Origin of the sequence: Stenotrophomonas sp. Y-13 (genome assembly GCF_046267925.1) — a bacterium.
GTDB lineage: Bacteria > Pseudomonadota > Gammaproteobacteria > Xanthomonadales > Xanthomonadaceae > Stenotrophomonas > Stenotrophomonas acidaminiphila_A.
Genome location: NZ_CP176501.1, coordinates 1329166 through 1355040 on the forward strand (window position 1 = coordinate 1329166; position 25875 = coordinate 1355040).

The following is a 25875-nucleotide window of genomic DNA, read 5'->3' on the forward strand; positions in this document are numbered from 1 at the left end:
ATGCTCGGACGCCTGGTCGAATTCTCCCTGACCCAGCGGGTGCTGGTGCTGGTAGCCGCCGCGGGGCTGGCGCTGGCCGGCGCGCTGGCGTTCCTGGAACTGCCGGTGGATGCCTACCCGGACATCGCGCCGACCCAGGTCAAGCTGATCCTGAAGGCGCCGGGGATGACCCCGGAGGAAGTGGAGAGCCGCGTCGTCGCGCCGCTGGAGCTGGAGCTGCTCGGCCTGCCCAACGGCACCATGCTGCGCTCCACCGCCAAGTACGCCATCGCCGACATCACCCTGGACTTCGCCGAAGGCACCGACATCTACTGGGCGCGGCAGCAGGTCGCCGAGCGCTTCGGCAACGTCGCGCTGCCGGACGGCGTCGGCGGCGGGCTGGCGCCGATCGCCACGCCGCTGTCCGATCTTTTCATGTTCACCATCGAGGGCGGCGACCTGCCGCTGGCCGAGCGCCGCGCGCTGCTGGACTGGGTGATCCGCCCGGCGCTGCGCACCATCCCCGGCGTGGCCGACGTGAACGCGCTCGGTGGCGAGGTGAGCAGCTACGTGGTGGTGCCCGACCGCGCCGCGCTGTCGGCCGCCGGCCTGCATTTCCGCGACCTGGCCGACGCGCTGGAGCGCAACAACCGCAACGACGGCTCCGGCCGCCTCGGCGACGGCGGGGAAGCGCTGGTGGTCCGCGCCGAGGGCGCGGTGCGCGGGCTGGAGGACCTGCGCAACATCGTGTTGCGGGTGCAGGACGGCATCCCCCTGCGGGTCGGCGATGTGGCCCAGGTGCGCATGGCCGGAATGACCCGCTATGGCGCGGTCACCCGCGACGGCCAGGGCGAGGCGGTGCAGGGCATCGTGGTCGGCCTGCGCGGCGCCGATGCCGGCGCGGTGGTCGGCGCGGTGCGCGCGCGCCTGGCCGAACTGGCGCCGCAGTTGCCGGCCGGGGTGCGGGTGGAGCCGTTCTACGACCGCAGCGCGCTGATCGACCGCGCGGTCGGCACCGTGACCAAGGCCCTGCTCGAGGCCACCGTGCTGGTGGTGGTGCTGCTGCTGCTGTTCCTGGGCGAGCTGCGCGCGGCGCTGGTGGTGGCGCTGACCCTGCCGTTCGCGGCGCTGCTCACCTTCCTGATGATGCGCGCGTTCGGCATGAGCGCGAACCTGATGAGCCTGGGCGGGCTGGCGATCGCCATCGGCATGCTGGTCGATGCGGCGGTGGTGGTGGTGGAGAACACTGTCAGCCGGCTCGACCCGGCTGCGTCCGGCGCGGGCCTGCCGCGCCTGCACCGGGTGTTCGCGGCGGTGCGCGAAGTGGCCGCGCCGGTGGCCTCGGGCATTCTCATCATCTGCCTGGTGTTCCTGCCGCTGCTGGCGCTGGAAGGCCTGGAGGGCAAGCTGTTCGGCCCGGTGGCGCTGACCATCGTGTTCGCGCTGGCCGGCTCGCTGCTGCTGTCGCTGACGGTGATCCCGGTGCTGGCGTCGCTGCTGCTGCGCGAACGCGCCCACGCCGAGCCGTGGCTGATGCGCAGGCTCGACGCCCTGTACATGCCGCTGCTCGACGGTGCGCTGGCGCGGCCGCGGCGCGTGGCGATCGGCGCCGGCGCGGCCTTGCTGCTGGGCGTGGCGGCGTGGTTCGGGGTCGGCAAGACCTTCCTGCCGACCATGGACGAGGGCGACCTGCTGGTGCAGCTGGCCAAACTGCCGTCGATCGGCATCGAAAGCAGCGTCGAACAGGACCTGGCGGTGGAACGGGCGCTCAAGGCGCGGGTGCCGGAGATCCTGCACGTGATCGCGCGGGTGGGCTCGGACGAACTGGGCCTGGACCCGATGGGCCTGAACGAGAGCGACGTGTTCCTGGAGCTCAAGCCCAAGGCGCAGTGGCGCAGGCCGGACAAGGAATGGCTGGCCGACCAGATCCGCACCGTGCTGGAGGATTTCCCCGGCATCGACTACGGCTTCACCCAGCCGATCGAGATGCGGGTCAGCGAGATGCTCACCGGCAGCCGTGGCGACGTCGCGGTCAAGGTGTTCGGGCCGGAGCTGGCCACCGTCAACCAGCTCGGCACGCGCATCGCGCAGGTGCTGCAGGACGTGGCCGGCGCGCAGGACGTGCTGGCGCAGACCGCCGAAGGCGTGGAATACCTGCGCCTGCAGATCGATGCCCAGGCCGCCGGCCGCGCCGGCCTGGCCGTGGCCGACGTGCAGGACGAACTGCGCGCGCAGATCGAAGGTCTGCCGGCCGGCACGGTGATCGCACCAGACCGGCGCATCCCGGTGCTGGTGCGCGGGGATGCCGGCGTGCAGCAGGATCCGGCGCGCTTCGAGCGGCTGCTGCTGGCGCGCGGCGATGGCACCGGCGAGGTGCCGTTGTCGGCGCTGGCGCAGATCGAGCGCAGCACCGGCCCGGTGGCGGTGCGCCGCGAGAACGGCTCGCGCTTCGCCCTGGTACAGGCCAACGTCGACGGCCGCGACCTGGTCGGCTTCGTCGAGGAGGCGCGTGCCCGGGTCGCCGGCGAGGTGCCGTTGCCCGAAGGCTACCGCATCGTCTGGGGCGGCCAGTTCGAGAACCAGCAGCGCGCCGCTGCGCGCCTGGGCATGGTGGTGCCGGTGGCCATCGGCCTGATCTTCCTGGTGCTGTTCTCCACCTTCGGTTCGATGCGGCAGGCGCTGCTGGTGCTGGGCAACGTGCCGTTCGCGATGGTCGGCGGCGTGCTCGCGCTGTGGCTGACCGGCCAATACCTGTCGGTGCCGGCCTCGATCGGCTTCATCGCCCTGCTCGGCATCGCGGTGCTCAACGGGCTGGTGCTGGTCGAGCACTTCAACCAGTTGTCCGCCACCGGCATGGCCATGGCGAGCGTGGTGCGCGAAGGCGCGCGGCGGCGCCTGCGCCCGGTGCTGATGACCGCCAGCATCACCGGCCTGGGGCTGGTGCCACTGCTGTTCGCCAGCGGCCCCGGCTCGGAGATCCAGCGCCCGCTGGCGATCGTGGTGATCGGCGGGCTGGTCAGTTCGACCGCACTGACGCTGTTGCTGCTGCCGGTCCTGTTCCGCCGCTTCGGAGCCCGTTGATGGAACTGCGTCGCCTGAACCTGGTTTTCTCCCCCGTACTGGAGGACGCGGTGATCGCCGCGCTGCTCGACATGCCCGACCTGCCCGGTTTCACCACGCTGCACGGCGAAGGCCATGGCAGCAGCTTCGATACCGCCAGCGTGCGCGAGCGCGTACGTGGCCGCGTCGCCCGCGACCTGGCCTGGCTGGTGCTGCCGGCCGAGCGCGTGGACGAGGTGCTGGACGGACTGCGCCAGCGCCTGCCCGGTGCCGACATCCGCTGGTGGAGCGAGATCGTCGAACGCTTCGGGAGGCTGGCATGAAGCCGCTGCGGCTGACCCTGGCGCTGGCCGCGTGGCTGGCCGCCCCCGGCCTGGCGCTGGCCGCGCCCGATGCCGCCTACCTGCCGCCCGAGCCGCTGGTCCTGCAGGCCATCGCCGTGCACCCGGACGTGCAGGCGGCCGCCGCGCGCGCCAGCCGCGCCGAGGCCGAGGCGCGCGGGCTGGCCGCCGGGCCGCACGAACCCACCCTGAGCCTGATGTCGCAGCAGCGGCGCGTGCAGGGCGGCCTGGACTATCGCGAATACGAAGCCCAGCTCAGCCGCGGCGTGCGGCTGCCGGGCAAGGCACGGCTGGACCGCGAGATCGGCCGGCTGGGGCGCGAGGTCGCCGGCCTGCAGCTGGCCGACGCCGAGCACCAGGCCGCGCGCCTGCTGCTGGCGCAATGGATGGAATGGTTGCGGGCCGAAGCCGGGGTGGCCCAGGCGCAGGCGCAGCTGGCGCTGGTGCAGCGCGACCGCGATGCCATCGCCCGCCGCGTCGCTGCCGGCGATGCCGCCCGGCGCGACCTCGACAGCGCGCAGGCCGCGGCGGCGCAGGTCCGCGCGCAGGCGACCGCGGCGGCGGCGCGCTGCGAGGCCGCGCGCATCGCCCTGCGCACCACGTTCCCCTCGATCCCGCTGCCCGAACGTGCGCCGGCGCTGCCCGAGCCGGTCGCCGACGACACCGGCGCGCAACGCCACATCGACCACATCGTCAGCCGCAGCCATGAGATCGGCGCCGCCGAGCGCGAGGCCGAACGGCTGGAGCGCGCGGCCCTGCGCGCCCGCGCCGAGCGCCGCCCGGATCTCAGCGTGGCCCTGCGCTGGCTGGACGAGCGCGGCGGCGAGGAACGTTCGCTCGGAGTGGTGGTCAGCATTCCGTTCGGCGGCGCGCTGCGTTCGGCCAATGCCGATGCGCAACGCGCCAGTGCCGAGGCCGGCAGCGCCGTGGCCGAGGGCATGCGTCGGCTGATCCAGCGCGAGGCCGAGCAGACCGTGCGCCAGGCCGATGCCGCCTGGCGGCTGTGGCGCGACAGCTGGCAGGCGCTGGAGGCGGTGCGCGCCAGCACCGGCAAGGTCCGCCGCGCCTATGCGCTGGGCGAAGCCGGGATCGCCGAACTGATCGCCGCGCAGCGCCAGGAACAGGACAGCGCGCTGGCCGAAGCCGAGGCCCGTGCCAATGCACTGGAGGCGGCCCTGCGCATCCGCGTCGACGCGCACGAGCTGTGGCACGACGCCGGGGACAACGACGCCTGAGCGCAGCGCCGGGCGCGGGACACGGCCCGACCGCATGCGGCCGGCGATTCACCACAGCAGGTCGCGCAGCTTGTACCAGGCCATCGCCGCCACCAGCAGCGGGCGGCGCAGGGCGCTGCCGCCGGGAAAGCGGTGGTGCGCGATCCGTTCGAATACGTCCAGCCGCTGGGCCTGGCCGGCGATGGCCTCGGCGATGACATCGCCGGCCAGGCCGCTGCTGGCCACGCCGTGGCCGGAAAAGCCCTGCGCGAAATAGATGTTCGGCCCGAGCCGGCCCCAGTGCGGGGCGCGGTTGCGGGTGATGTCGATGTAGCCGCCCCAGACGTACTCCAGCTCCACGTCGGCCAGCTGCGGGAACACCGCGCGCATGCGCCGGGTCATCACCCCGCGCAGGCCCGGCGGCGGCAGCGCCGAATAGCTGGCCTGGCCGCCGAACAGCAGCCGGTGGTCGCGGCTGAGGCGGAAATAGTCCAGCGCCCAGTTCACGTCGGCCACGGCCATGTCGTTGCCGATCAGCGCACGCGCGCGTTCGGCGCCGAGCGGCGTGGTCGCGCCGATGTAGGTGCCGACCGGCATCATCCGGGTCTCCAGTTCCGGGGCGATGCCCTGCAGCCAGGCGTTGCCGGCCAGCACCACGAAGTCGGCCTCGAGCCTGCCCTGCGCGGTCTGCAGGACCGGGCGCGCACCACGTTGCAGGCGCTGCACCGGCGAATGTTCGTGCAGCGTGGCACCGGCCGCCTCGGCCGCGCGCGCCAGCCCCTGCGCATACGCCAACGGGTGCAGGTGGCCGCTGCCCGGGTCGTACAGCGCGCCGCGGTAGCGGTCGCTGGCCAGCACCTGGCGCAACTGCGCGCGGTCCCACCATTGCAGCGGGTAATCGTAGCGCCGTGCGAGGGTGTCCATGTCCGCGCGCAGCGCCCGTTCCTGGCGGCGGCGGATCGGCACGCTGGCATGGCCATCGCGCCAGTCGCAGTCGATGCCGTGGCGCGCGATGCGCTGCCTGAGCCGGTGCAGGCCCTCGCGCGAGAACTCGAACAGCAGCCGCGCATCGCGCTCGCCGAGCAGCGATTCCAGCGTCTGCGCGTCGCAGCCGTAGCCCACCAGCGCCTGCCCGCCATTGCGGCCGGAGGCGCCCCAGCCGACCCGCTCGGCCTCCAGGACGCTCACCCGGTAACCCTTCTCGGCCAGCGCCAGGGCGGCGGTCAGCCCGGTGTAGCCGGCGCCCAGTACCGCCACGTCGGCGCGCGCGTGGCCACGCAGCGGCGCGCGCGGCGGCAGCGGCGGCAGGCTCGCCGCATACCAGCTGGGCGGATAGTCGGGCCGGGCGGCGGCGTCGGGCATCGGGCGCATCGAAGCGGGCGGGCAGTGCAGTCTACGTGTCCGGGCTGCCCCGGGCACGGTGGCGGGCGGTTGCCTAAACGCCGGGGCGGCAGTAGCGTGCCAGCACGCCTGTCCACCGGGGCAGGGCCTGCATACCGGTGGCGGGCGCCTGTCATGCCACCGAAGCCGAACCGTCATGAGCTCCCGTCCCCGTTCCCGCCCCCGCAAGCCCGCCGCCGTGCAGGAAGACAGCACCCTGCTGCGCTGGCTCAAGCAGCGCAACATCACCGAGGTCGAATGCCTGGTGCCGGACATCACCGGCAATGCGCGCGGCAAGATCATCCCGGCCGACAAGTTCTCGCACGACTACGGCACGCGCCTGCCCGAGGGCATCTTCGCCACCACCGTCACCGGCGACTCGCCCGACGACTACTACGAACTGGTGGCGCCGGCCGATTCGGACATGGTGCTGCGCCCGGACCCGGACACGGTGCGCATGGTGCCGTGGGCGACCGACCCGACCGCGCAGGTCATCCATGACTGCTACACCCGCAGCGGGCAGCCGCACGAGCTGGCGCCGCGCAACGTGCTGCGGCGGGTGCTGGCCGCCTACGAGGAACTGGGGCTCAAGCCGATCGTCGCGCCGGAGGTGGAGTTCTTCCTGGTGCAGAAGAACACCGACCCGGACTTTCCGCTGCTGCCGCCCGCCGGCCGCTCCGGGCGCCCGGAAACCGCGCGCCAGTCGTATTCGATCGACGCGGTCAATGAATTCGACCCGATCCTCGACCTGATGTACGACTACTGCGACGCGATGCAGCTGGACGTGGACACGCTGATCCACGAATCCGGCGCGGCGCAGCTGGAGGTGAACTTCACCCACGCCGACGCCATGGCGCTGGCCGACCAGGTGTTCCTGTTCAAGCGCACCATGCGCGAGGCGGCGCTGCGCCACGGCGTGTACGCCACTTTCCTGGCCAAGCCGATGGAGAACGAGCCGGGCAGCGCCATGCACATCCACCAGAGCCTGCTGCGCACCCGTGACGGCGCCAATGTGTTCGCCGGCGAAGGCGAGGGCGAGTACAGCGCACTGTTCATGCAGTACCTGGCCGGGCTGCAGAAGTACGTGCCGATGGCGATGGCGTTCTTCGCCCCGAACGTGAACTCCTACCGCCGCCTGGTGTTCGGCGAGGTGTCGCCGAGCAACGTGGAATGGGGCTTCGACAACCGCACCTGCGGGCTGCGGGTGCCGATCGACAGCCTGGAGAACAGCCGCGTGGAAAGCCGCTTCGCCGGCTCCGACGCCAACCCCTACCTGGCGATCGCCGCGACCCTGGCCTGCGGCCTGCTCGGCATCCGCGAGAAGCTCACCCCGACCGCGCCGGTGGCCGGCAATGCCAAGGCGCCGGGCTATGCGCTGCCGCGCTCGCTGGGCGAGGCGCTGGACGGGCTGGAAGGCTGCGCGCCGCTGCAGGCGCTGCTCGGCCCCCGCTTCTGCCGGGCCTATGTGTCGGTCAAGCGCAAGGAATACGAGACCTTCTTCCGCGTCATCAGCTCCTGGGAGCGCGAATTCCTGCTGCTCAACGTGTGAACGCGCGGCGGCCGCAGCCGGCGCTCCGGGGGGGGGGGAAGGCGGGGGCGGGCGGGGGCGGGCGGCGTCGCCCCGGCCGGTGCTTCGTGGGACAATGGCCGGCCACGCCGGTTCAGCCGGCCCCTCCCGGATCACACTGGACAACCCATGAATCTGCGCATCCTGACCGCTGGCGTCGCCCTGTCCCTGCTTGCCGCCTGTGGTGGCAAGGAGCAGGGCGCCCCGACCGCCGACGCTGGCGGCGAGGCCAAGGTCCTCAACGTCTACAACTACTCGGATTACATCGCCGAGGACACCATCCCGAACTTCGAGAAGGCGACCGGCATCAAGGTCACCTACGACGTGTTCGACAGCGACGAGATGGTCGAGACCAAGCTGCTGACCGGCGACAGCGGCTACGACATCGTGGTGCCGACGCTGAACTTCTTCGGCCGCCAGATCCAGGCCGGCGTGTTCCTGCCGCTGGACAAGAGCAAGATCCCGAACCTGGCCAACCTCGACCCGGAGGTGATGGCGCGCATCGCCGGCCAGGACCCGGAGAACAAGTACGGCGTGCCGTACATGATGGGCACCACCGGCATCGGCTACAACGTGGCCAAGCTCAAGGAGCGCTTCGGCGGCAGCACCGACATCGCCGGCAGCTGGGACCTGGTGTTCAAGCCGGAGAACATCGCCAGGATGAAGGATTGCGGGGTCACCCTTCTCGACACCCCGGCGGACATGATCCCGATCGCGCTGCACTACCTGGGCCAAGACCCGCACAGCACCGACCCGGCCACCATCCAGAAGGCCGCGGACCTGCTCAAGAGCATCCGCCCGTACGTGCAGAACTTCCACTCCAGCCAGTACGTCGGTTCGCTGGCCAATGGCAGCACCTGCTTGGTGGTGGGCTGGTCGGGCGACATCATCCAGGCCCGCGACCGCGCCGAGGAGGCCGGCAACGGCGTGGAAGTGGCCTATTCGATCCCGAAGGAAGGCGCGCCGCAGTGGTTCGACATGCTGGCCATCCCGAAGGACGCCAAGCACCCGCAGAACGCCTATGCGTTCATCAACTACCTGCTCGAGCCGCAGGTGGCCGCCAACAACACCAACGTCACCCACTACGCCAACCCGGTGAAGCCGGCCACGCCGCTGGTGGACGCGGCGATCCGCGAGGACCGCACCATCTATCCGCCACAGGACGTGGCGGCGAAGATGTTCACCTACGCGATCAATCCACCGGAAGTGGACAAGCTCTATACCCGGCTCTGGACCGAGATCAAGACCGGGCGCTGAACCACGCATTCGCGTAGTTCCCCAAGGTTTGCAAGGCAAACCTTGGGCCCCGGCGCATCTTCATCCACATCCCCCGCGCCTATGGCGCGCCCCCCTTGGACTCCAAGGGGGGCTTCTCCTTCGGCCGGCATTTCTGGCGCGCCACCCGGTCCATACAGCGTCGAACAGGGCATTCCTGCGTGGAACGGCAGGGTGTCGCCGGCAAAACGCCAGCACTACACTACGCGCGCCCGTCCGTCCCGCCCGTTCCCGGAACCCTTCATGCCCGTTGATGCCAAGCCCGACATCCGGCCCGACGCCATCGCCCTGAACAGCGAGCCCGGCTACCTGTCCATCCGCGACCTGCGCAAGGAGTTCGATGGCTTCGTCGCCGTCGACGACGTCAACCTGGACGTGCGCAAGGGCGAGATCTTCGCGCTGCTGGGCGGCTCGGGCAGCGGCAAGTCCACGCTGCTGCGCTGCCTGGCCGGCTTCGAGACCCCGACCCGCGGCCGGATCCTGCTCGACGGCCAGGAGATCAACGCGCTGCCGCCCTACGAGCGGCCGATCAACATGATGTTCCAGTCCTACGCGCTGTTCCCGCACATGACCGTGGAGCAGAACATCGCCTTCGGCCTGAAGCAGGACGGCATGGCCCGCGACGCCATCGCCCGCCGCGTCGGCGAGATGCTGGAACTGGTGCAGCTGCAGAAGCTGGGCAAGCGCAAGCCGCACCAGCTCTCCGGCGGCCAGCAGCAGCGCGTGGCACTGGCGCGCTCGCTGGCCAAGAGCCCCAAGCTGCTGCTGCTGGACGAGCCGATGGGCGCGCTGGACAAAAAGCTGCGCTCGAAGATGCAGCTGGAGCTGGTCAACATCATCGAACAGCTCGGCGTGACCTGCGTGATGGTCACCCACGACCAGGAAGAGGCCATGACCATGGCCACCCGCATCGCGGTGATGGACCAGGGCTGGATCCAGCAGATCGGCAAGCCGGACGACATCTACGAGCAGCCGGCCAACCGCTTCGTCGCCGGCTTCATCGGCTCGGTCAACCTGTTCGAGGGCGTGATCGACGAGGACCTGCCCGAGTACGTCACCGTGCGCACCGCCGACTTCCCGGCGCCGATCTACGTCGGCCACGGAATCACCGGTTATGAAGGGCAGCCGGTGGCGTTCGCGCTGCGCCCGGAAAAGGTGCACATCGCCAAGGACGAGCCCGCCGGCGACACCAACAAGGCGTTCGGGGTGGTCGAGGACATCGCCTACTTCGGCAGCCACTCGGTCTACCACGTGCGCCTGCCCAGCGGCGCCAAGATCCTGTCCAACTTCGCCAACATGAAGCGCTGGGACAGCGACGGCATCACCTGGAACGACGAGGTCTGGGTGAGCTGGGACGACAACGACGGCGTGGTGCTGACCTCATGAGCGCGCGCGGGCCGAACCCTGGCGGTTGGCGGCGCTGGCTGCCGGGCGTCCGCGCCGGCGTGATCGGCGTGCCCTACCTGTGGCTGCTGCTGTTCTTCGCGATCCCGTTCCTGATCGTGATGAAGATCTCGTTCGCGAAGATGGCGGTGGCGATGCCGCCGTATACGTCCATCGTGGCGTACGTGGACAACGCCTTCACCGTCAACCTCAACCTGGGCAACTACACCCAGCTGTTCGCCGACAGCCAGTACGTGGTCGCCTACCTCAGTTCGATCCGGATCGCGGTCATCGCCACCGTGTTCACCCTGCTGATCGGCTACCCGATGGCCTACGTCATTTCGCGCCTGTCGCCGTCGGCGCGCAATATCGCGATGATGCTGGTGGTGCTGCCGTCGTGGACCTCGTTCCTGATCCGCGTCTATGCCTGGATCGGCATCCTCGACAGCAACGGCCTGGTCAACCGCACGCTGCTGGGCATGGGCCTGATCGACCAGCCGCTGCAGATCCTGTACACGCCGCTGGCGGCCTATATCGGCATCGTCTACTGCTACCTGCCGTTCATGGTGCTGCCGCTGTACGCCAACCTGGTCAAGCTCGACCACCGCCTGCTGGAGGCGGCCTACGACCTTGGCGCCAGGCCATGGCAGGCGTTCATGCGCATCACCCTGCCGCTGTCGCGCAGCGGCATCGTCGCCGGCTGCATGCTGGTGATGATCCCGGCGGTGGGCGAATTCGTCATCCCGGAAATGCTCGGCGGGCCGGACACGCTGATGATCGGCCGCGTGCTGTGGGGCGAATTCTTCAACAACCGCGACTGGCCGCTGGCCTCGGCGGTGGCGATCGTGATGCTGCTCCTGCTGCTGGTCCCGATCCTCATCTTCAACCGCTCCCAGCAACGCACGCTGGAAGGGAAGCTGGCATGAACGGCGTCCGTGGCCATCGCTGGCTGGGCTGGGGCGTGCTGCTGCTCGGCTTCGCCTTCCTGTACCTGCCGATCCTGCTGCTGATGCTGTACTCGTTCAACGCCTCGCGGCTGGCGACGGTGTGGGCGGGCTTTTCCACGCAGTGGTACGACGAGCTGCTGCGCGACCGGCAGCTGCTGGACGCGGCCTGGGTCAGCGTCAAGGTCGCGTTCTGGACCGCGAGCGCGTCGATGGTGCTCGGCACCATGGCGGCGATGGCGATGACCCGCTTCCGCCGCTTCCCCGGCAAGACCGTGTTCGGCGCGCTGGTGACCGCGCCGCTGGTGATGCCGGAGGTGATCATCGGCCTGTCGATCCTGCTGATGCTGGTGTCGATGGGCGGCCTGTTCGGGCTGCCGTCCAAGGGCGTGGTGGCGATCTGGATCGCGCACGTCACCTTCACCCTGTCGTTCGTGACCGTGGTGGTGTCCTCGCGCCTGCAGGAGCTGGACCGCTCGCTGGAGGAGGCGGCCATGGACCTGGGCGCCAACCGGCTCAAGGTGTTCTTCCTGATCACCCTGCCGATCATCGCCCCGGCGCTGCTGTCCGGCTGGCTGCTGGCCTTCACCCTGTCGCTGGACGACGTGGTGATCGCCAGCTTCGTCGCCGGGCCCAGCTCGACCACGCTGCCGATGAAGATCTTCGCCTCGGTGCGCATGGGCGTGAGCCCCAAGATCAACGCGCTGGCCACGCTGCTGGTGCTGGCGGTGTCGACCGTGGCGGTCCTCGGCTGGTGGATCTCCGCCCGCGCCGACCGGCGGCGCCAGCGCGACATGCAGCTGGCGCTGCAGGACAACGGTTGAGCCGCCTCGACGGCCATGCGGGCCAGCCCCGCATCCGCGGTGCCTGCGGCGGCCCTGCGCCGTAAGCGCCGGCTTGCTCGGCACCAAACCCGTCAACGCGAACGCAACGTCACCGGCGCTATCCTGCGGGCCTTCGTTGGATGCAGGTGCAGCGCAATGACTTCGTACCAGACCCTCAACCCCTTCGACGGCCGCGTTGTGCGCACGGTCGAGCTGATGAGCGCCGTCGCCGTCGAACAGCGGCTGGCCGCCGCGCAGGCGGCGTTCCCGGCGTGGTCGGGCCTGCCGCTGGCGCAGCGCGGCGCGCTGCTGCGCCAGGTGGCCGCGGCGCTGCGCGCGCGCCGCGACGAGATCCAGCACGCGATGACCCGGGAAATGGGCAAGCTGCGCGGCGAGGCGCTGGCCGAGATCGAGAAGAGCGCGGCGGCCTGCGAGTACTACGCCGACCACGCCGCCGCTTACCTCAGCCCGCAGCCGATCGCGACCGAGGCGCAGCGCAGTTACGTGGTGTACCCGCCGATCGGCTGCGTGCTGGCGGTGATGCCATGGAATTTCCCGATATGGCAGGTGTTCCGCTTCTTGGCGCCGTCGCTGATGGCCGGCAACGTGGCGCTGCTCAAGCACGCCAGCAACGTGCCCGGCTGCGCCGACCTGATCGCCGCGGTGCTGGCCGATGCCGGCATGCCGGCCGGGGTGTTCGGCGTGCTGCACATCGACAACGAGCAGGCGGCCGCCGTGCTGCGCGATGGCCGGGTCAAGGCGGTCACCCTGACCGGCAGCGAGCGCGCCGGGCGCTCGATCGCCGCCAACGCCGGCGACCAGTTGAAGAAGTGCGTGATGGAGCTGGGCGGCAGCGACGCCTTCGTGGTGCTGGACGACGCCGACCTCGACGCCGCCGTCGCCGCGGCGGTGAAGTCGCGCTTCGACAATGCCGGGCAGACCTGCATCGCCGCCAAGCGCTTCGTGCTGGTGGATGCCATCGCCGATGGCTTCGTGCAGCGTTTCGTCGAGGCGGCGAAGGCACGGGTGTACGGCGACCCGCAGGACGAGGCCACCACGCTGGCGCCGCTGGCGCGCGCCGACCTGCGCGACGGCCTGCACCGGCAGGTGCGCCAGAGCATCGACCAGGGCGCCCGGGCGTTGCTGGGCTGCGAGCCGCTGGCCGGTACCCATGCCGGCTACCCGGCGTCGATCCTCGACCACGTCGCGCCGGGCATGCCGGCCTACGAGGAGGAGCTGTTCGGGCCGGTGGCGGCGATCCTGCGGGTCAAGGACGAAGCCGAGGCGGTGCGGGTGGCCAACGACACCGCGTTCGGGCTCGGCGGCAGCGTGTGGAGCGGCGATGCCGCGCGCGGCGAGCGGGTCGCCGCGCAGCTGCAGTGCGGCGCGGCGTTCGTCAATGCCGTGGTCAGGAGCGACGCGCGGCTGCCGTTCGGCGGCACCAAGCGCTCGGGTTTCGGCCGCGAACTGGCCGAGCACGGCATCCGCGAGTTCACCAACATCAAGACCGTCTACGTGGCGTAGGTACGGGGCTTGCCCCGTACAGGGGGCTTCCCGGTGAAGCCGCATGCGGGGCAAGCCCCGCCTCTACGGTTCAACCGAACGGCTGGTCGATCGACGGGCTCTGCGGGGTCAGCAGTTCGGCGCCGTCGGCGGTGATGTGCAGGATGTCCTCCAGGCGCACGCCGAACCTGCCGGGCAGGTAGATCCCGGGTTCGTTGCTGAAGGTCATGCCGGGTTCGAGCAGGCGGGTGTTGCCGCGGACCAGGTAATCCCACTCGTGCATGTCCATGCCGATGCCGTGGCCGAGGCGGTGGCTGAAGTAGGTGTAGTCCGGCCCGTAGCCGGCATCGACGATGCCCCTGCGCGCGGCCGCGTCCAGCGCTTCCATCGCCACCCCGGGGCGCGCTGCCCGCAGCGCGCTGGTCTGCGCCTTGAGCACCACGTCGAACACGCGGCGGACGTCATCGCCGGGCTTGCCCAGCACCACGGTGCGGGTGATGTCGCTGGTGTAGCCGTCGGCCCGGCAGCCGCCGTCGAAGATGACCGGCGTGCCCTCGGTCAGCCGCTGCGGTGCATCCGAGCCGTGCGGCGAGGCGGCGGCGGGGCCGATGTTGACGTCGGCGCTGCCGCGCAGGCCGGTGCGCGCATACGCCAGGGTCACCAGCGCGGCGATGTCGTCCCCGGTCATGCCCGGCGCCAGCGCCTTCCACACCGCTTCGTACACCGCCAGGGTGGTCTGGTTGGCCAGCCGCATCAGCGCCAGTTCGGCCGCGCTCTTGATGCGCCGGCAGCCGGCGGTGACCGGCCAGGCATCCACGAACGTGGCATGGGGCAGGGCGTTCATGATCCCGCGGCTGCGGAAGAACGGCACCGTTTCCTCGATGCCGACCGTGCCGCTGGCGGCGCCGAAACCGCGCAGCACCTGCGCGACCAGCGCGTAGGGGTCCTCGTCTTCCTGCCAGCCGCGTACGTCGCTGCCGAGTTTGATCTGCTCCAGCGTGCGGCTGCGCTCGAACGCCGGGGTCACATAGACCGGCTCGCCGGTGCGCGGCAGGATCACCCCGGTCAGGCGCTCGCTGTTCCACCAGTGCATGCCGGTGAAATAGGCCAGCGAAGTGCCGGCGCCGATGAACACCGCGTCGATCCGCTGCTGGTCCATCAGCGCCTGCGCGCGTGCCAGGCGCTGCACGCGCTCGTCGACGCTGATCGGTACCACCCGCTGCGCCACCGGCTGCAGCGCGCGGATCGACGCGGGCAGCGTCGGCGCATCGCCCTGGCCATCGGCGGCCAGCGCGCCGCCGGACTGGCCCAGCAGTGGCAGGGCCACCGCGCCGGCAGCCAGCGAGCCGCGCAGGAAACGCCGGCGGCGGTGGTCGGAAAGGGTGTCGTCGCGCATGCTGTTCCCCGCAGGGCAATGAAGGATGGGAAGGGCCGCGGGCGGCCCGGGCCTACAGCCAGCCCGAGCGCTTGAACAGCCGGTACAGCACCGCGCAGACGGCGCCGACCAGCAGCACCAGCAGCGGGTAGGCGAAGCGTCCGGCCAGCTCCGGCATGTGGGTGAAGTTCATGCCGTACCAGCTGGTGATCAGGGTCGGCGCGGCCAGCAGTGCCGCCCACGCGCCGAGCCGCTTGACGGTCTCGCCCTGCGCCAGGGTGACCAGCGACAGGTTCACGCTCAGCGCGGTGCCGAGCATCTCGCGCAGGGTGTCGATGGCGTCGTTGACCCGCGCGGCATGGTCCTGCACGTCGCGCAGGTACAGCCGTGCCTCGTCGTTGAGCAGCTGCGCCGGATTGCGCTGCAGCTGCGACAGCGCGTCCTGCAGCGGGGTGACCGCCAGCCGCATCTTGTTGAGTTCGCGCTTGAGGTCGTACAGGCGGATGACGGTGCGGCGCCGGTAGTTCTCGGCGAAGATGTCCTTCTCCAGCGAATCCAGCGTATCGCCGAAGCTGTCGGTGATCGGCAGGTAGTTGTCCACCACCGCGTCGAGCACCGCATACAGGCAGAACGACGGCCCCCGGGCCACCAGGTCGTGCTCGCGCTCCAGCCGCGCGCGTACCGGCGCGTACGACAGCGAGGCGCCATGGCGCACGGTCACCAGGTAGCGCGGGCCGAGGAAGGCATGGGTCTCGCCATAGCGGATGCGCTCCTCGACCACCTGCGCGGTGTGCACCACCACGAACAGCGAGTCGCCGTAGGTCTCCACCTTGGGCCGCTGGTGCGCCTTGCGCGTGTCCTCGATGGCCAGGTCGTGCAGCCCGAACTCGGCCTGCACCTTGTCCAGCACCGCGTCGTCGGGTTCGTACAGGCCGACCCAGACGAAGCCGCGGCTGCTGGCTTCGAGCACGTCGCTGATCGAATCCAGCGCCAGGTTGCGCAGCGTGCCGTCCTCGCCGTACCAGGTGCAGTTGATGACGCAGGGCGGGTTGGCCGCCGCCATGGGGGAAATACCGAGGTCCATGGGCTGCATCGTGCCTCAGCCCGGCACAGGCGCCAAGCCGCGCCGGCCCAGCACCAGGGCCAGCGCCAGGTGGACCGGCAGCAGCAGCACGATCCACTGCATGTTGAACTGGGCCTGCAGCGACAGCCAATGCAGCGGCAGCGACAGCGCGGCGATGCCGGCCAGCGTCCACAGCAGCGCGCCGAACGCGCGGCCCGGCAGGCGCCCGCGCAGCAGTTGCCAGGCGCCCGGCAGCAGGGCCAGCGCCAGCGGATTGAGCAGCAGCAGGTTGCGGTTGCCCCAGGCGGCGCGGTGTTCGCTGGCGCCCCACAGGTAGGCCAGCAGTACCCCGGCCACGCCGCAGAACAGCCAGAACGGCAGCGCGACGCCGCCGAGCACGCGCCGGTGGCCGCGCGCGGCGAAGATCCCGCCGGCCAGGACCAGCCCGGTCAGCAGCCACGGCCACCAGGCGCGGTCATGCTCGCCCGGTTCGGGCGCCAGCCGTTGCGGCAGCAGTTCCTGTTCGGCCTGCACCAGCGGGCGTCCCTGGCTGTTGCGGGCCTCGCGCAGGCCGTCGGCCAGGCGCATCGGCACGAACGCCTCCTGCCAGCGCGACAGTGGCTGGTCGGCCCATGGGCCCAGGCCCAGGTCGAAGCCCAGCCACATCCACGGCGACGGCGAGGCCAGCCGCACCGCTTCGCTGCGGTAGGTGTTGCCGCGCGAACGCCCGGCCAGCTGCGACCGCAGGCCGCCGCCCATGGCGCGGTCGAGCGCGTCGCGCACCATCGTCGAGCAGTTGGCGGTGAAGTAGTCGTAGCGGTAGCGCGCGTTCTCCGGGCGGGAGCGCTCGGCCAGGTCGTCGGCCAGCGCCCGCGCCTGCTGCGGCGGCAGGTCCAGCCACTGGATGGAGGCGCCGCGCCCGGCGTCGCGGTACTGCGCCAGGTCCTCGTCCAGCGGCAGTGCGACCAGGTAGTACATCATCCGCCCGCGCACGAAGTTGCCGATGAAGTCCGGCTCGGACGGGTCGAAGAAACCGAAATTGTAGGAAATGGCCGGGCCGCCGCCGGGCTCGGCGACCACCAGCGCGTCGTGGCCGAAGCGCTCGAAGAACACCTCGCCCGGCTGCATCGTCACCACGCCGATGCGCGGCGCGCTGCCCGCGGCATCGGCGGCGGGCGCGGCTGCGGCCGATGCCACGCCGGCCACCAGCAGCCAGAGCAGTGCGCACGCCAGCAGGCGCGCGAGCGGCAGGGCGGGACGCGGCCGCCGGAAAAGACCCGCGGCGATCAAGCGTCGTCCTGCGGGTCGGGCGGCAGCACGCTGACGTGGAAGGCCTGCACCCGCCGCGCGTTGGCGCGCGCCACCCGGAACACGAAACGGTCCAGGGTGAGTTCGTCGCCGATCTCGGGCAGGTGGCCGATGGCCTCGGTGACCAGCCCGCCGATGGTGTCGTAGTCGTCGTCGGAGAACCCCGCGCCGAAGCGTTCGTTGAAGTCCTCGATCGCGGTCAGCGCGTCGACCACGTAGCGGCCGTCGGCCTGGATGGCGATCTGCGCGGTGTGGTCCTCGGCCTCGTCATGCTCGTCGTCGATCTGGCCGACGATCTGCTCCAGCACGTCCTCGATGGTGACCAGCCCGGCGACGCCGCCGTACTCGTCCACCACGATCGCCATGTGGTTGCGCGAGAGCCGGAACTCCTTGAGCAGCACGTTGAGCTTCTTGGACTCGGGGATCAGCACCGCCGGGCGCAGCAGCTCGCGGATGCTGGCGTGGCTGTTGTCGGCGACGACGCCGCGCAGCAGGTCCTTGGCCAGCAGGATGCCGAGCACGTCGTCCTTGTTCTCGCCGTGCACGGGGAAGCGCGAATGGCCGGACTCGACCACCTGCTTCATCAGTTCCAGGAACGGCTGCTCGACCGGAAGGGACACCATCTGCGAGCGCGGGATCATCACGTCGCCGACGGTCAGCTCGGCCACCGCGATGGCGCCTTCCATCATGCGCAGGGTGTCGGCGGCGATCAGGCCGTCCTGCTCGGCCGTCTGCAGCACGGCCACCAGTTCGTCGCGGGTATGGGGTTCGCCGGAGAAGGCCGCGCTCAGGCGTTCAAGCCAGCCGCGCTTCTTTTCGCCCAGCTCCGGGGGGGTACTACTGTCGTCTTCGGACATCTCTTCGTTCAGGGCACCCGGCGGACCGGGCGGTGCGGAAAGTCTAGCAGGATGTCCGCGCGCGCCCGCTCAGCCCGGCGGCGTGTCCGCCTTGGCGCCCGCGGCGGGGGCCGGCAGCTCGTTCTCGGCCGGCAGATCCAGGCTGTAGGTGCAGCCGGCCAAGGTCTTCCCAGGGTGCGATTTGACGTTGGACACGCTCAGGATCACCGACTCGATCAGCGCCTCGCCGGTGCTGGCGTCGTTGACGTCGCGGCTGACCAGTTCGCGGCCGGCCATGAACTTGCCGTCGGCGTCGTAGCCGGTTTCCAGCTCCAGCGCCGTGGCCAGCGGCCGCGGATCGGCCAGGTCGAGGATCGCCATGATGCTGGAGCCGGCCATGGCGATATGGTCGGACGTATGTCCGAACACGGTCACCGGCGTGTTCAGCATGTACTCGTTCATGAACAGGTTGCTCTGCGGCAGCGGCCGCCAGCCCAGGGCCACCGCCTTGAGCGGATCGGCGGCGATCGGCGCCAGCGCGACGAACTCGCTCACGCTCTGGCGGCACTCGATCAGGGCGGGCAGGTCGATGGCCGGGGCGGCGGATGCGGTGGCCGGCAGCGCGGCGGCGAGCAGCAGTGGCAGCGGGCGGATCGTGGGCACGAGGGGCAGGGGGGTCGCAGGGGCCCCCACGTTATCAGTGCGCGCTCATCCGCCGCCACAGCCAGCCGCCGCCCCAACCCAGCAGGCGCCCCAGCAGGATCAGCGGAACCGCCAGCAGCGTGCACAGCGCCAGCAGCGTTGCCGCCGCGCCGATCGCCTGCAGGACCAGCGCCGTGTTGATGGAAAGGGTGAATGCCGCCTGGGCCGCATCGAGCCGCGGAGCCAGGGCGAAGTACGCCGCCGCCAGCGCGAACGCCAGGCCCAGCGTCAGCGGCGATGCACGGAAGAACCGCAGCGTTGCCACCGGGCGCCCGGTGAACAGGCGGGCGATCGCGCGCCAGCCCAGCGGCGCCGTCAACAGCGCCACTACCACCACGGCCAGCGCCCATGTGTCGGGAATCGTGCGCGGACCGATGACAGGCGCAAGCAGCGACAGATAACAGGTGGCCACGAACGACACCAGGAACACCGTGGCGGACAGCAGGCGCACGACCTGCCCGATGCGATGGCGTGGAGCGGATGGAAGCGGGGCCTGCGTGTGGTCGTTCATCCTGAATGACTCCGTGGCGGTGGCTGACGCGATTGAATGATGGATCGCCGCCGGTTTCAACCCGGGGGGTGGCGGTCAGCGCTCGCCGGCGTAGGGGTCGGCGATGCCCAGCTCGGCCAGGATCTCGCGCTCGAGCTGTTCCATCGCCTCGGCTTCCTTGTCGTCCTCGTGGTCCCAGCCGAGCAGGTGCAGTACGCCGTGCACGGTCAGGTGCGCGTAGTGCGCGTTGAGCGCCTTGCGCTGCTCACCGGCTTCGCGCGCCACCACCGGCGCGCAGATCACCAGGTCGCCGAGCAGCGGGAACTTGACGCCCTTGGGCAGTCCTTCGGGAATCTCGGCCGGAAAGCTGAGCACGTTAGTGGCGTAATCCTTGCCGCGGTAGTGGCGGTTCAGCGAGCGGCCTTCGCGGGCATCGACCAGGCGGATCGCCAGGTCGGCCTCGCGGATCCGCCCCTCCAGTGCCGCGGCGACCCAGCGCCGGAAACTCACCGCGGCCGGCAACCCGGCGCGGGGCAGGGCGTAGCTGACGGCGACATCGAGACGGACGGGGCCCTTGGTCATGGCAGGTTCCAGCGATCAGGCAGTGCGGAGACGCACAGTATCGCGCGCATGCCGTTTCACCGCGACTTCCACGGGGCCGCGTCGAGGGCGATTCCCGCGCACGCGGCGCTGTCGCACCGGTCGACGATGCCGGCTTCTCCGGCAGCGCGGTGATCCGGTGCCCCGGTGTGGCGCTTCCGGCGCCGCCACGGTGGAGTCATGCAGGGTGTCGTCGGCGTGGTCGTTGGCGACCTGCAACGCCGGGGCCCGCGCGCGCGGCCGGGTCGGCCAGCACGTTGGATTCACCCGGCCGAATACGCGCCTGCGCGGCCGAGGCGCGCAGCGTGAATCAATTGAACTGCTTGTAGAACCGGTAGCCGTAGGAATCCGGCAGCCAGTCCGGCGGCGGCAGGCGCATGCCCAGCTGCGGTTTGTGCCCAGCGGGTTGCCCGGCCTCGGCCTTGGCCGTGAGCACCGCCGGGTCGATGGTGCGGCGAGTGGCGTGTCGCCCGTCTCCGGCTGCGGCGCGGAAGCGGGGCCGCACCGCAGTCCGCGCAACCGCGTTGGCTGCCCTGCGTGCCGGTCACCGTCGTAGGTGCTGGCGGAAGGCTTGCCATGCCGCCCCCGGTCGCGGCGGCCTGCGCCATCGGGCCGGATCGACCTGCATGTCGACGCGGACCTGCGGGTGATTCTGCAGCGCATGGCGGAATCCCGCGCGCGCATGTTCCCGTTGCAGGTTGAAGCGGCTTCCTTCGCGCTCGAAATCGCCGGCCCGCCCGGGCGCGACCGTCGCAGCCGCTTGGCAGGCAGGTGTACGCATCGCCGGGGGCCTTCCGGTGGCAACGGCCAACAGCCCCCCCGGTGACAACGCACGCGGAAGGGCCATGGCACCTCCCGTGCGGGTCGGTGCCGGGCATGCTGGCCGTTACCCGGCCGCGGGGTTGACCCGCTGCAGGTCGCGGCGGTCGTAGGCGCTGACGATGCGCGCCACCAGCGGGTGGCGGACCACGTCGCGCGATTCGAAGAAGGTGAAGCTCACGCCCTCGACGTCGCGCAGCACCTCGATGGCGTCGCGCAGCCCGGATTTGACGTGCTTGGGCAGGTCGGTCTGGGTGAGGTCGCCGGTGACCACCGCGGTCGAGCCGAAGCCCAGCCGGGTCAGGAACATCTTCATCTGCTCGATGGTGGTGTTCTGGGCTTCGTCCAGGATCACGAAGGCGTCGTTGAGCGTGCGCCCGCGCATGTACGCCAGCGGCGCGATCTCGATGACGTTCTTCTCCAGCAGCTTGGCGACCTTTTCCACGCCCAGCATCTCGTACAGCGCGTCGTACAGCGGGCGCAGGTAGGGGTCGACCTTCTGGGTGAGGTCGCCGGGCAGGAAGCCCAGCTTCTCGCCGGCCTCCACCGCCGGGCGCACCAGGATCAGCCGCTGCACGCGCGATTCGTTCAGCGCCTCCACCGCCATGGCCACCGCCAGGAAGGTCTTGCCGGTGCCGGCCGGGCCGATGCCGAAGTTGATGTCGTGGGTGGCGATCTGGTGCAGGTAGCGCGACTGGTTCTGGCCGCGGCCGCGCACGGTGCCGCGCTTGACCTTGATCGCCACGTCCTGCGCCTCATAGGCGTGCTCGGCCACCTGTTCGACATTGGCGCGGCTCAGCAGCAGGTGGATGGCGTGGCTGTCCAGGGTGGTGCCGGCGGCCTCGTCGTAGAGCGCCTTGAGCAGGCGCTCGGCTTCGCCGGCGGCCTTGCCCGGGCCGCTGACGCGGAACACGTTGCCACGGTTGGCGATCTGCACGCCCAGGCGCAGCTCGATCTGGCGCAGGTTCTCGTCGAACGGGCCGGCGAGGTTGGCCAGCCGCTCGTTGTCGGCCGGGTCGAGGGTGAAATCGTGGTGGATGGTCGCAGTCATGGGTCCAGAAATGGTGCCGGAGCGCCCGGTATCAATGCCGCCGGGGCGAGGGTGGGCATCTTCTCACTTCCGGTCCGCGCGCTGTCCGGGGCGGTGGCGGGCTTTCCGATGGCTGGGGGGTGTGGCGCGAAGGTGACCGACCGGGAGGACCGCACCGGATCATCATTGAAATTTAATTGTTCGTTGAATTAAATGTGGCGATGAAACGTTCCCGGTCCACGACACCCACCGCTACCGCCAAGCCCGCCGCGCCTGCGCGCACGCCGCGCCGGCGCGCACCGGGGCGGCGGCCCGGCGCCGATGCCGTCGACCTGCGGGAACGGCTGCTGGACGCGGCGCTGGCCTGTTTCGTCGCGCAGGGCATCGGCGCCACCTCGCTGCGCGACATCGCCCGTCGCGCCGGCGTGACGCCGGCGCTGCTCCACTATTACTTCGGCGACAAGCTGCAACTGCGCCAGGCGGTGGTGGCCGAACGGCTGTGGCCGGTGATGGCCGAGGTCCATGCCGGGGTGGGCGGGGCGGGCGACGACGTGGCGGCGATGGTGGCCGCCTTCGTCGCCGGCATCACCCGCGCGGTGGCGGCCAATCCGTGGTTGCCGACGCTGTGGGTAAGGGAAATCCTCTGCGAAGGTGGTGCCCTGCGCGGGATGATGCTGGAGCAGGCCGGGCCGTTGCTGCCGCGCCTGCTGATGCAGCGGTTGAGCGCCGCGCAACAGGCCGGGCGGCTCGCCCCGGCGCTGGATCCGCGGCTGCTGGTGGTGTCGATGGTGGGGCTGACGATGTTCCCGCTGGCCAGTGCGCCGATCTGGCAGCAGCTGTTCGGCGCCGGGGAGCTGGGGGCCGATGCGGTGCAGCGGCATGCGATGGCGGTGTTGACGCGCGTTCTGGAGCCGGAACATGAATGACCGGGGCAACCCCGTGGCATGGCTGTTGGTGCTGGCGCTGGCGGGCTGTTCGCAGCAGGCGCCGCAGGCGCTGGGCACGCTGGAATGGGACCGGGTGACGGTGCCGGCGCCGGTGTCCGAGCGCATCGTGCGCCTGGATGTGCGCGAAGGCCAACGGGTCGCCGCCGGGGCGCCGCTGCTGCAGCTGGAACCGGCGCAGACCCGGGCGCAGCTGGATGCGCTGCAGGCGCGGGTGCAACAGAGCGACGCCGCACTGCTGGAACTGCGCCATGGCCCGCGCAGCGAAGACATCGATCAGGCCCGCGCGGCGCTGGCCGCCGCGCAGGCGCAGGCGCGCCAAGCGCAGGCGTACCTTGCGCGACTGCGGCCCCTGGCGCAGCGCCAGTTGGTGGCGCCGGCGGAGCTGGATCGCGCGCTGGCCGCCGCGCGCAGCGCACAGGCGCAGGTGCGGCAGGCCGCGGCGGCGCTGGACGAACGCCTGCACGGCAGCCGCAGCGAGCAACTGGCGCAGGGCGAGGCCGCACTGGCGGCGGCCCAGGCCACGGCCGCGACGCAATCGCTGCTGCTGGACAAGCTGACCCTGGTGGCCCCGCGTGCCGGCCGCGTCGACAGCCTTCCCTACAAGCTCGGCGACCAGCCGGCGGCGGGCGCGCCGCTGGCGGTGCTGCTGGTGGGAGAGGCGCCTTACGCGCGCGTCTACCTGCCGCAGGCGCTGCGCAACCGGCTGCAGGTAGGCGATCCGCTGCGGGTGCAACTGCAGCCGGCCGGTCCGGTGTTCGCCGGCCGGGTGCGCATGATCCGCAGCGACCCGGTGTTCACCCCGTACTTCGCGCTGACCGGGCAGGACGCCGAGCGCCTGAGTTACCTGGCTGAGATCAGCCTGGGCAGCGACGCGGCGGCGCTGCCGGTGGGGGCCCCGGTACGGGTGCTGGCCGACGCCGCGGTGGGCGCGCGCTGATGGACGGCGCCGGCGTCGCGATCCGCGCGCGCGGCCTGAGCCGGCGCTTCGGCGCGCTGCGGGCGGTGGACGGCATCGACCTGGACGTGCCGCGCCGGCAGGTGTACGGCTTCCTGGGCCCGAACGGTTCGGGCAAGTCCACCACCATCCGCATGCTGTGCGGCCTGCTCACGCCCAGCGCCGGCGAGATCGAGGTGCTGGGCCTGCGCATTCCCGCGCAGGCCGAGGCGCTGCGCAGCCGCATCGGCTACATGACGCAGAAGTTCTCGCTGTTCGACGACCTGGGCGTGCGCGAGAACCTGGAGTTCATGGCGGCCGTGCACGACCTGCCGGGAGCGCAGGCGCGGCGGCGCATCGATACGCTGGTCGAGCAATACCGTTTCCAGGACCGGCAGAAGCAGCTGGCCGGTACCCTGAGCGGTGGCCAGAAACAGCGCCTGGCGCTGGCCGCGGCGGTCATCCACCAACCGGAACTGCTGTTCCTGGACGAACCCACCAGCGCGGTGGACCCGGAATCGCGCCGCGATTTCTGGGAAAAGCTGTTCGAGCTGGCCGATGCTGGCACCACCCTGCTGGTCTCCACCCATTACATGGACGAGGCCGAGCGCTGCCACCGCATCGCCATCCTCGACCGTGGCGTGCTGGTGGCCGACGGCACCCCGGCCGAGCTCACCGCGCGGCTGGCCGGGCGCACGCTCGTGGTCGACGCCGATCCGCCGCGGCAGGCCGCGCGGGTGCTGGCGGCCTGCGCCGGCGTGGCCAGCGTGGCGCAGATCGGCAACCGCCTGCGCGTGCTGCTGGATCCCGGTGCCGCGCAGGCGCCACTGGCCGAAGCGCTGCAGGCGGCGGGCATCGCCGCGCGCATGCAGCCCCAGCCCGCCAGCCTGGAAGACGTGTTCGTCGCCGCGACCCGCCAGCGGCCGGCTGCCGCCCGGGACGAGGCATGAAGCTGCGCCGCCTGCTGGGGGTGATGCGCAAGGAGCTGCGGCAGATGCGGCGCGACCGCATCACCCTGGCGATGATCATCGGCATCCCGGTGATGCAGCTGCTGCTGTTCGGCTACGCCATCAACACCAACCTGCGCGATCTGTCCGCGGGCATCGCCGACCAGGCCCGTACCTCGGCCTCGCGGATGCTGGCGCGTGACATCGTGGCCAGTGGCGTGGTGGCGCCGGCGCTGGAGGTGGCGACGCCGCAGCAACTGGTGGACGCGATGCGCCGCGGCGAGATCAGCATCGGCATCGTCATCCCGCCCGACTACGAGCGCCGCCGCGCCGAAGGCCGCGAAGCGCTGCAGATCCTGGTCGACGGCAGCGACAACGCGGTGCAGAGCGCGGCCGCGCAGCTGGCGCGGATGCCGCTGGACGGCATGGCGTTCGACCCGCTCGCGCCGACCCCGGTCAGCGTGGTCGCCTTCTACAACCCGCAGCGCAGTTCGGCGACCAACATCGTACCGGGGCTGGTGGGCGTGATCCTGACCATGACCATGGTGCTGTTCACCGCGGTGGCGATCGTGCGCGAACGCGAACGCGGCAACATGGAACTGCTGATCGCCACGCCGCTGACCAGCGCCGAGCTGATGGTCGGCAAGGTCGTTCCCTACGTGGTGGTCGGGCTGGTGCAGACCAGCATGGTGCTTGCACTGGGCGCGTGGTGCTTCCACGTGCCCATTGGGGGCAGCCTGTGGCATGTGTTCATCGCCGCCAGCCTGCTGATCGTCGCCAACCTGGCGCTGGGGCTGCTGATATCGACCCGCGCGCAGTCGCAGTTCCAGGCGATGCAGATGACCTTCTTCCTGTTCCTGCCATCGATCCTGCTGTCCGGCTTCATGTTCCCGTTCGCGGGCATGCCGCGTCCGGTGCAATGGCTGGTGGAGCTGCTGCCGCTGACCCATTTCCTGCGCCTGGTGCGCGGGGTGATGCTGCGTGGCGCCAGCCTGTGGGAGCTGTGGCCCGATGCGCTGGCGCTGCTGGTCTTCAGTGCGGTGATGATGGCAGGCGCGATCCTGCGCTTCCGCAAGCGGCTGGACTGAGCATGCGGCGCGGTTGTCCACCGTGGGTGTGGATGCGCGCGCGATGAACCTGTGGATAGCTGCGCGCGCGCCTTGCGTGGCAAGCGGTTGCCGGTGGTGGTGAAAATCTGTCCACGTGGCGCGGGGTTGTCCACAGCGGATGTGGATGAGGCCCGGGCGAACATGTGGATAAGCCGCGGCGGCCGTTGCCGCACAAGACGGCGCACGGGCTGGCCAGGAACTGGCCAGCGGCCGCGCGCACCGGCAGCCCGGGGTGGCAACCGGCT

General features: G+C 70.9%; 23 protein-coding genes. 13 read left to right on the top strand and 10 right to left on the bottom strand.

What is annotated here, in order from left to right; translation table 11 throughout:
• Genes ACJ7VY_RS05835 through ACJ7VY_RS05845 form a run of 3 tightly spaced genes read left to right on the top strand, consistent with a single transcriptional unit; the run spans nucleotide 1 to nucleotide 4615 of the window.
• Nucleotides 1-3060 (top strand): efflux RND transporter permease subunit, encoded by a 3060-nt coding sequence (locus tag ACJ7VY_RS05835; RefSeq protein WP_409476552.1) that lies wholly within the window; start codon nucleotides 1-3, stop codon nucleotides 3058-3060.
• Nucleotides 3060-3362: a DUF3240 family protein gene (locus ACJ7VY_RS05840; RefSeq protein ID WP_104938468.1), complete on the top strand. Its 303-nt coding sequence runs from the start codon at nucleotides 3060-3062 to the stop codon at nucleotides 3360-3362. The genes ACJ7VY_RS05835 and ACJ7VY_RS05840 overlap by 1 nt, the downstream gene beginning before the upstream one ends.
• Nucleotides 3359-4615 carry a TolC family protein gene (locus ACJ7VY_RS05845; RefSeq protein ID WP_409476553.1) on the top strand — a complete coding sequence of 419 codons (1257 nt, stop codon included), beginning with the start codon at nucleotides 3359-3361 and terminating at the stop codon, nucleotides 4613-4615. Before ACJ7VY_RS05840 ends, ACJ7VY_RS05845 begins: the two co-directional genes overlap by 4 nt.
• A gap of 48 nt (nucleotides 4616-4663) precedes the next feature.
• Here the strand turns inward: ACJ7VY_RS05845 and ACJ7VY_RS05850 are convergent, their stop codons facing one another.
• Nucleotides 4664-5956, bottom strand: coding sequence for an FAD-binding oxidoreductase (locus tag ACJ7VY_RS05850; RefSeq protein WP_313254712.1), 1293 nt, complete (start codon nucleotides 5954-5956; stop codon nucleotides 4664-4666).
• Nucleotides 5957-6131: 175 nt separating this feature from the next.
• Between ACJ7VY_RS05850 and ACJ7VY_RS05855 the strand changes: the two genes are divergently transcribed.
• The 6 genes from ACJ7VY_RS05855 to ACJ7VY_RS05880 all read left to right on the top strand — a co-directional run bounded on the left by ACJ7VY_RS05855 (nucleotide 6132) and on the right by ACJ7VY_RS05880 (nucleotide 13491).
• On the top strand, nucleotides 6132-7523 hold the full coding sequence (locus ACJ7VY_RS05855; RefSeq protein ID WP_161615428.1) for a glutamine synthetase family protein: 1392 nt from the start codon (nucleotides 6132-6134) through the stop codon (nucleotides 7521-7523).
• Nucleotides 7524-7670: 147 nt separating this feature from the next.
• On the top strand, nucleotides 7671-8798 hold the full coding sequence (locus tag ACJ7VY_RS05860) for a polyamine ABC transporter substrate-binding protein (protein ID WP_104938471.1): 1128 nt from the start codon (nucleotides 7671-7673) through the stop codon (nucleotides 8796-8798).
• Between the two features lie 261 nt (nucleotides 8799-9059).
• The gene (locus tag ACJ7VY_RS05865) at nucleotides 9060-10202 is read left to right on the top strand and encodes an ABC transporter ATP-binding protein (protein ID WP_056932098.1); all 1143 of its coding nucleotides are present in this window, start codon (nucleotides 9060-9062) and stop codon (nucleotides 10200-10202) included.
• Nucleotides 10199-11125 (top strand): ABC transporter permease subunit, encoded by a 927-nt coding sequence (locus ACJ7VY_RS05870; RefSeq protein WP_240211502.1) that lies wholly within the window; start codon nucleotides 10199-10201, stop codon nucleotides 11123-11125. The genes ACJ7VY_RS05865 and ACJ7VY_RS05870 overlap by 4 nt, the downstream gene beginning before the upstream one ends.
• A complete protein-coding gene (locus ACJ7VY_RS05875) occupies nucleotides 11122-11967 on the top strand; it encodes an ABC transporter permease subunit (RefSeq protein ID WP_409476554.1) in 846 nt (281 codons plus the stop codon). Before ACJ7VY_RS05870 ends, ACJ7VY_RS05875 begins: the two co-directional genes overlap by 4 nt.
• 156 nt (nucleotides 11968-12123) lie before the next feature.
• Entirely contained in the window at nucleotides 12124-13491 is a 1368-nt protein-coding gene (locus ACJ7VY_RS05880; protein WP_313232834.1) for an NAD-dependent succinate-semialdehyde dehydrogenase, read from the top strand.
• Nucleotides 13492-13561: 70 nt separating this feature from the next.
• On the opposite strand, the gene ACJ7VY_RS05885 is transcribed toward ACJ7VY_RS05880, so the two are convergent.
• From ACJ7VY_RS05885 to ACJ7VY_RS05925, 9 genes are all read right to left on the bottom strand, one after another.
• Nucleotides 13562-14866: a M24 family metallopeptidase gene (locus ACJ7VY_RS05885; RefSeq protein ID WP_409476555.1), complete on the bottom strand. Its 1305-nt coding sequence runs from the start codon at nucleotides 14864-14866 to the stop codon at nucleotides 13562-13564.
• Between the two features lie 52 nt (nucleotides 14867-14918).
• Nucleotides 14919-15929, bottom strand: a complete 1011-nt coding sequence (locus ACJ7VY_RS05890) for a magnesium and cobalt transport protein CorA (protein ID WP_233996323.1) — start codon at nucleotides 15927-15929, stop codon at nucleotides 14919-14921.
• Between the two features lie 15 nt (nucleotides 15930-15944).
• Entirely contained in the window at nucleotides 15945-17198 is a 1254-nt protein-coding gene (locus tag ACJ7VY_RS05895; protein ID WP_409476556.1) for a DUF4105 domain-containing protein, read from the bottom strand.
• Entirely contained in the window at nucleotides 17195-18073 is an 879-nt protein-coding gene (locus tag ACJ7VY_RS05900) for an HlyC/CorC family transporter (RefSeq protein ID WP_409476557.1), read from the bottom strand. The genes ACJ7VY_RS05895 and ACJ7VY_RS05900 overlap by 4 nt, the downstream gene beginning before the upstream one ends.
• A gap of 69 nt (nucleotides 18074-18142) precedes the next feature.
• On the bottom strand, nucleotides 18143-18715 hold the full coding sequence (locus ACJ7VY_RS05905) for a hypothetical protein (protein WP_240211498.1): 573 nt from the start codon (nucleotides 18713-18715) through the stop codon (nucleotides 18143-18145).
• A gap of 34 nt (nucleotides 18716-18749) precedes the next feature.
• Nucleotides 18750-19265 (bottom strand): hypothetical protein, encoded by a 516-nt coding sequence (locus ACJ7VY_RS05910; protein WP_409476558.1) that lies wholly within the window; start codon nucleotides 19263-19265, stop codon nucleotides 18750-18752.
• Between the two features lie 75 nt (nucleotides 19266-19340).
• Complete coding sequence (gene ybeY / locus ACJ7VY_RS05915; protein ID WP_054664592.1) at nucleotides 19341-19826, bottom strand: rRNA maturation RNase YbeY; 486 nt, start codon at nucleotides 19824-19826, stop codon at nucleotides 19341-19343.
• 328 nt (nucleotides 19827-20154) lie between these two features.
• Nucleotides 20155-20280, bottom strand: coding sequence for a hypothetical protein (locus ACJ7VY_RS05920; RefSeq protein WP_409476559.1), 126 nt, complete (start codon nucleotides 20278-20280; stop codon nucleotides 20155-20157).
• Nucleotides 20281-20730: 450 nt separating this feature from the next.
• Nucleotides 20731-21714: a PhoH family protein gene (locus ACJ7VY_RS05925; protein ID WP_313232848.1), complete on the bottom strand. Its 984-nt coding sequence runs from the start codon at nucleotides 21712-21714 to the stop codon at nucleotides 20731-20733.
• A gap of 200 nt (nucleotides 21715-21914) precedes the next feature.
• Between ACJ7VY_RS05925 and ACJ7VY_RS05930 the strand changes: the two genes are divergently transcribed.
• Genes ACJ7VY_RS05930 through ACJ7VY_RS05945 form a run of 4 tightly spaced genes read left to right on the top strand, consistent with a single transcriptional unit; the run spans nucleotide 21915 to nucleotide 25609 of the window.
• A complete protein-coding gene (locus tag ACJ7VY_RS05930; protein ID WP_409476560.1) occupies nucleotides 21915-22619 on the top strand; it encodes a TetR/AcrR family transcriptional regulator in 705 nt (234 codons plus the stop codon).
• Entirely contained in the window at nucleotides 22612-23577 is a 966-nt protein-coding gene (locus ACJ7VY_RS05935; protein ID WP_409476561.1) for an HlyD family secretion protein, read from the top strand. The genes ACJ7VY_RS05930 and ACJ7VY_RS05935 overlap by 8 nt, the downstream gene beginning before the upstream one ends.
• 20 nt (nucleotides 23578-23597) lie before the next feature.
• On the top strand, nucleotides 23598-24524 hold the full coding sequence (locus ACJ7VY_RS05940) for an ABC transporter ATP-binding protein (RefSeq protein WP_293757775.1): 927 nt from the start codon (nucleotides 23598-23600) through the stop codon (nucleotides 24522-24524).
• A complete protein-coding gene (locus ACJ7VY_RS05945) occupies nucleotides 24521-25609 on the top strand; it encodes an ABC transporter permease (RefSeq protein WP_409476562.1) in 1089 nt (362 codons plus the stop codon). Before ACJ7VY_RS05940 ends, ACJ7VY_RS05945 begins: the two co-directional genes overlap by 4 nt.
• The last annotated feature ends 266 nt before the right edge of the window (nucleotides 25610-25875 follow it).

Bases quoted from the DNA above. Each gene is read 5' to 3' on its own strand.
- ACJ7VY_RS05945 (WP_409476562.1), top strand. From the start codon at position 24,521: ATGAAGCTGCGCCGCCTGCTGGGGGTGATGCGCAAGGAGCTGCGGCAG.
- ACJ7VY_RS05935 (WP_409476561.1), top strand. From the start codon at position 22,612: ATGAATGACCGGGGCAACCCCGTGGCATGGCTGTTGGTGCTGGCGCTG.
- ACJ7VY_RS05890 (WP_233996323.1), bottom strand. From the start codon at position 15,929: ATGGACCTCGGTATTTCCCCCATGGCGGCGGCCAACCCGCCCTGCGTC.
- ACJ7VY_RS05835 (WP_409476552.1), top strand. From the start codon at position 1: ATGCTCGGACGCCTGGTCGAATTCTCCCTGACCCAGCGGGTGCTGGTG.
- ACJ7VY_RS05900 (WP_409476557.1), bottom strand. From the start codon at position 18,073: ATGTCCGAAGACGACAGTAGTACCCCCCCGGAGCTGGGCGAAAAGAAG.
- ACJ7VY_RS05930 (WP_409476560.1), top strand. From the start codon at position 21,915: ATGAAACGTTCCCGGTCCACGACACCCACCGCTACCGCCAAGCCCGCC.
- ACJ7VY_RS05925 (WP_313232848.1), bottom strand. From the start codon at position 21,714: ATGACTGCGACCATCCACCACGATTTCACCCTCGACCCGGCCGACAAC.
- ACJ7VY_RS05880 (WP_313232834.1), top strand. From the start codon at position 12,124: ATGACTTCGTACCAGACCCTCAACCCCTTCGACGGCCGCGTTGTGCGC.
- ACJ7VY_RS05875 (WP_409476554.1), top strand. From the start codon at position 11,122: ATGAACGGCGTCCGTGGCCATCGCTGGCTGGGCTGGGGCGTGCTGCTG.
- ACJ7VY_RS05885 (WP_409476555.1), bottom strand. From the start codon at position 14,866: ATGCGCGACGACACCCTTTCCGACCACCGCCGCCGGCGTTTCCTGCGC.
- ACJ7VY_RS05865 (WP_056932098.1), top strand. From the start codon at position 9,060: ATGCCCGTTGATGCCAAGCCCGACATCCGGCCCGACGCCATCGCCCTG.
- ACJ7VY_RS05910 (WP_409476558.1), bottom strand. From the start codon at position 19,265: ATGAACGACCACACGCAGGCCCCGCTTCCATCCGCTCCACGCCATCGC.
- ACJ7VY_RS05855 (WP_161615428.1), top strand. From the start codon at position 6,132: ATGAGCTCCCGTCCCCGTTCCCGCCCCCGCAAGCCCGCCGCCGTGCAG.
- ACJ7VY_RS05870 (WP_240211502.1), top strand. From the start codon at position 10,199: ATGAGCGCGCGCGGGCCGAACCCTGGCGGTTGGCGGCGCTGGCTGCCG.
- ACJ7VY_RS05850 (WP_313254712.1), bottom strand. From the start codon at position 5,956: ATGCCCGACGCCGCCGCCCGGCCCGACTATCCGCCCAGCTGGTATGCG.
- ACJ7VY_RS05860 (WP_104938471.1), top strand. From the start codon at position 7,671: ATGAATCTGCGCATCCTGACCGCTGGCGTCGCCCTGTCCCTGCTTGCC.
- ACJ7VY_RS05845 (WP_409476553.1), top strand. From the start codon at position 3,359: ATGAAGCCGCTGCGGCTGACCCTGGCGCTGGCCGCGTGGCTGGCCGCC.
- ACJ7VY_RS05840 (WP_104938468.1), top strand. From the start codon at position 3,060: ATGGAACTGCGTCGCCTGAACCTGGTTTTCTCCCCCGTACTGGAGGAC.
- ybeY (WP_054664592.1), bottom strand. From the start codon at position 19,826: ATGACCAAGGGCCCCGTCCGTCTCGATGTCGCCGTCAGCTACGCCCTG.